Annotated in this window: 3 protein-coding genes; all 3 read left to right on the top strand. The window is 49.0% G+C overall.

Features of this window, described 5'->3' with window-relative positions; all coding sequences use genetic code 11:
• A partial coding sequence (locus DBR30_RS07735; RefSeq protein WP_108588281.1) for a Mu transposase C-terminal domain-containing protein occupies positions 1-1,739 on the top strand: 1,739 nt, incomplete at its 5' end.
• Positions 1,740-3,410, top strand: coding sequence for an AAA family ATPase (locus DBR30_RS07730; RefSeq protein WP_108540583.1), 1,671 nt, complete (start codon positions 1,740-1,742; stop codon positions 3,408-3,410).
• 2 nt (positions 3,411-3,412) lie between these two features.
• On the top strand, positions 3,413-4,762 hold a 1,350-nt coding region (locus DBR30_RS07725), incomplete at its 3' end, for a TnsD family Tn7-like transposition protein (RefSeq protein WP_108588280.1).

The raw sequence follows: 4,762 nt of genomic DNA, 5'->3' as shown, positions 1-4,762 counted from the left end.
AAAAAAATCTTTATCGGCTCATCCGACGTTATTGGCAACGGGGGCAGACGCCGAATGCTCTTTTACCTGATTATAAAAACTCAGGCGCGAGGGGCAAGAAGAGGGTATCAAAAGGTGGAAAACTTGGTCGTCCCAGAGTGATGGTGGCGGGTGCCGGAGTCATCGTTGATGAGCATATAGAACGACTTTTTCGTACTGCTATAGAAAAACACTATCTGCTCAACAATGGTAAATCGTTCGTTGAAACTCACAATCGTTTCAAAGGGATGTATCAAAACTATAACCCTGGTGTTCCTGAATCGGAGTTTCCTACTATTTGGCAGATGAAACACTTCTTCAAGAGGGAATACTCTCAGGTTGAAAAACTGAAGAAAAGAATCAGCAAGATAGATTACAACAAGGATGTCAGGCCGTTACTGGCAACAGCGAACACGCAAGCTCTCGGTCCAGGGTCCCGATATGAGATTGATGCAACGATAGCTGATATCTATCTGGTTTCTGATAGTGATCGACAAAACATAGTTGGTCGCCCGATTGTCTATATGGTCATTGATGTGTTTAGCCGCATGGTAGCCGGTTTTTACATCGGTTTTGAGAATCCCTCCTATGTGGCAGCAATGCAGACTCTGTCTATGGCCATGACTGACAAGATCAAGTTTTGCCAACAGTTTGGTATAGAGATTGATGAATCTGACTGGCCGGTTGCAGGTATCCCTGATGCCATATTGGCTGATCGGGGAGAATTGCTGGGTTGTCAGATCGAATCTCTGGAAAAAAGCTTCTCTACTCGGATTGAGAATACCCCTCCTTTTAGAGGTGATTGCAAAGGCATAGTCGAGCGTTTTTTCAGAACCATACAGGCGGTATTTAAGCCTTTTGCTCCCGGAGTTGTGTCTGGCACCACCATAAAGAAACGGGGAGGAAAGGATTACCGGTTGGATGCGATGCTGAATATCCATGAGTTCACATCCATCATTCTGTCGGCCATCTTGTTTCACAACCGATACCATGTGTTGGAAACCTATGATCGAGATATCGATATGCCTGCCGATTTGCCGATGACGCCATTATCACTATGGAACTGGGGATTGCAGCATAGGTCAGGGCGGTTACGGATGGTTCCTGAGGACGCTCTCAGGGTCAGTTTGCTGCCGAGAACTCAGGCGACTATCTCTCCTCTGGGGCTCCGCGTCTTTGGTGTGTATTACACCTGCCAAGAAATTCTGAAAATGGGGTGGTTGCATAGGGGTAATGATGTCTCCAGGCCTGAATCAGTAGAGGTTGCCTATGACCCGTCTGTTGCTGATATGGTTTATTTGCTTCCTCGAAAAAACAGTGCGGAATATTGGGTCTGTGGGTTGACCGAGCGCTCCCGAGAGTTCCGAGGTTGTTCTTTCTGGGATGTATGGTTGATAACCAAGCAACAGAAGGTTGTTGTGGCAGAGGGTAAGCTGGTTGCTGATCGTGAAAAGCGAAGAGTTGATGAGCTGATTGACTCAAAAATTAAGCAAGCGAAAGCCCAGGTTAAAGCTGAAGGTTCATCGGAAGCGTCAGATCGTCAGCGTATTGCCGCTATCAGGGGTAATCGAGCCAAGGCGAAGGACGAAGAGAGAAAACGCGTTGAGCCTGTCACAACATCCGAGCCATCAACTGTGCCTGCAACTGTGATACCTCTTTCTCCAGGTACGGATGACTATAAGTATCCGGATTATATCGACGAACTCTTCAAGGACGACTAGATGGTATTACCAGCCAATATGGCCAAGGCCGTCTACAACGACCCAGGCATAGAACAGTACCGTGGTAATCCGCTGATAGAGGCGTTGCCACCTATCATGACCACACAGCAGATAAAGCAGGGGTTAAGCGGTTCCATCAAGTTTGATCTAAAGGATATCTATGTTGACGGCCCTTGGCGTGTTCATGTGATATCCCAGTTGCTGGATGACTTTTTTCAACCGATAAGCCGCCATTTACAGTTAGAGTCAAAATTATCCATCATGCTCCGGCAGGGATATGTCGGACGGAATCTGAGTGATGGTTCTTTGAATGCACATCTGCAAAATGGTTATGAGCGGGTCATGTCTGGCGAGCTGGATGCTTTTCGGTTCGAGCAGGTTAAATCGACCGCTCGCAGCCTGTCTCTGATCGGGTGCTCTGGTTCTGGAAAAAGCAGCACTATCAACCGGATATTGGCAACCTACCCTCAGGTCATCTACCACGAGCAATACAACTTTACCCAGATCGTCTACCTGAAGCTGGATTGCCCCCATGATGGTTCACTGAAAAGCCTGTGTCATCACTTCTTCAGGGCTATCGATGCGGTGCTGCATACCGACTATGAACGCAAGTATGCTCTCAAGCGCCATAGCGTTGAGACACTGATGGCCTTGATGAGCCAAATTGCCAATGTGCATGCAATTGGGGTGCTGGTTATTGATGAGATGCAGCATCTGAGCATGAGCCGCTCCGGCGGGGTGGAGAAGATGCTCAACTTCTTCGTGACGTTGGTGAATGTGATCGGCTTGCCTGTTGTCATGGTTGGCACCCCCAAGGCGAGACCTATCTTTGAAATGGATTTGAGATCGGCAAGGCGCGGAGCCGGTTTTGGGTCATTGCTCTGGGAGCCGATGCAGGCAACCAAGCCCACTGTGGATCCGGAAACCAACCAGCTCAAACCTACAGAGTGGATGGCCTTTACCGATAAGCTTTGGCAGTACCAATGGCTGCAACGACGAGAGGAAAGCTTGTCCGATGAGGTACGGGATTGCTGGTTTGATCTGTCCCAAGGGGTGTTGGACATAGTGGTAAAACTCTTTGTTCTTGCCCAGCTACGAGCCATTGCCACCCGTATTGAACGGATCACCCCTCAGTTGTTGCGACAGGTTTACGAGGATGAGCTCAAGCCAGTTCATGCCATGCTGGCAGCGTTACGCTCCAGAGACCCTGAGTTAATCGCCAGATATTCGGATCTGAGCATCCCGGACATAGACAAAAAGATCCTGGTGCTGAGTGCCAAGATTGATGAGGCAAAAGCTTCTCAGGATTCACATCAGAATCGTTATCATGGCAATGATCAGGCCATCCGCTTGCATAACCTGCTTGTGGGGATGGACTGCCATTCAGAACTGATTGTGCCGTTGATTGAACGTGCTTTTAGCTCCTATCCCAATCTGTCCGTCAGAGAGTTGATGCCCATTGTTCTTGAGTGGTACAACCCGGATGAGAAGCCAGAAAAAAAGACTAAGCCCAAACTTGCTGGCACTGGGCAGAAGGAGTGGCACACGCTGCACTCTGATGACCTGCGTTTCAAATTTTCCCAGTGTGGCAAGGGCAATTTCCTCTACCCTGCATTCAAGAAAGCGGGGCTCACCTTCGATGTAGATGATTGGTTGAGAAGGATGGGTTAGCCATGCTGAACTTTCCGGTTCCTTATCCTGATGAGCTGATTTACAGCTTGGTGGCCAGAGCCGGAATACACCTAGGGTTAACCAGCCCCAAGCAGTTGCTGGATGAGGTTTTTGCAAACCGGCATGTCATTGCAACGGTTGATCTGCCCAATCATCTGGCTCCTCTAGTCCAATTATTACCGGAGAGTATGGGGCGCGATGTCACTCGTTTGGCTTATCTGCACACCCTATTTCCTCTGTATGCCCCATTTACCACTGAAGAGCGCAGGCGTCACTGTCTTGAGCAGATGGCTGGGGATTCTCAAGGTGCCATTCATCTGATCCTGGGGGTAGCTGCATCCCGAATTAAACAGTCTCGTGCCCTGCGCTACTGTCCGCAATGTTTGCAAAATCAGCGCAGCGGCCATGGCGAATACTACTGGCAACGGCAATGGCAGGTGATGGGGGCTGATAGTTGTCTGGTGCATGGTGGGTTACTTGAGGCCAATATTGAACGCCATGCTTACCATCGCCATCAGTTTGTTGCCGCCTCCCCGTTAGTTTGTCCCCTACTGCCCCAGCCTGTAGCGGATGCTTGTGTCATGCGGATTACTCGTCAAGTCACGACTTTGTTGCAGCGGCAACCCGATACTTCGCCCTCGTTTTCGCAATGGAGTGCTTTTTATCATCAGCTCGCTAATTTGGTGGGGGGAGCCAAGGGGAGGTATGTAAAATATGAAACTATCTATGAGCTTGTCATGGCTCGTTGGCCGGCTAATTGGTTGGATCAGCATGGATTGGCGCTTAATAACGATTCGGGTAATTGGTTGCAGGCTATCTTTCGCAAGCATCGAAAATCTTTCAGCTATCTGGAACATATCGTTGTACTGGATAGCTTGTTGCCTGAGTCTTGGGATATGGATACTGTGCTGGGAGAGGTGCAGAGCATTCCAACTGGCATTTATGCTTTCCATTCCTGCCCACAGGACGGAAAAATCTGCCAATCGGCAGAGTATCGAACCAGATGGCAGTTGTTGCTGGAAAGCAATGGGGTGAAGCAGGCCCGTTTATCTCATCAGGCGTTATATGCTTGGCTGTACCGTCATGATCGTCGTTGGCTTCTGGAGTTTAACAGGCAGAACCACCAGAGCAGTGTTAGAGAAAATCAGCGGGTCAATTGGCCACAGAAAGACCGTGCAACTTGCCGCCAGTTACTCAAAATCCTCAATGTGCATGAGCCTAGTTTAGATTGCCCCCGGCTATCTAGGCGATGGTTTCTATCAAAGCTTTCATCAAGCGCGATGATTGAGAAGAACCTCAGCAAAATGCCACTTACAAGCTTGTTTTTGCAGCGATATTGTGAAGATATAGCA

Source organism: Aeromonas sp. HMWF017 (genome assembly GCF_003061465.1).
Lineage (GTDB): Bacteria > Pseudomonadota > Gammaproteobacteria > Enterobacterales > Aeromonadaceae > Aeromonas > Aeromonas veronii.
The sequence above is the reverse complement of the archived record's forward strand: the minus strand, read 5'-3'. Positions and strand labels throughout refer to the sequence as shown.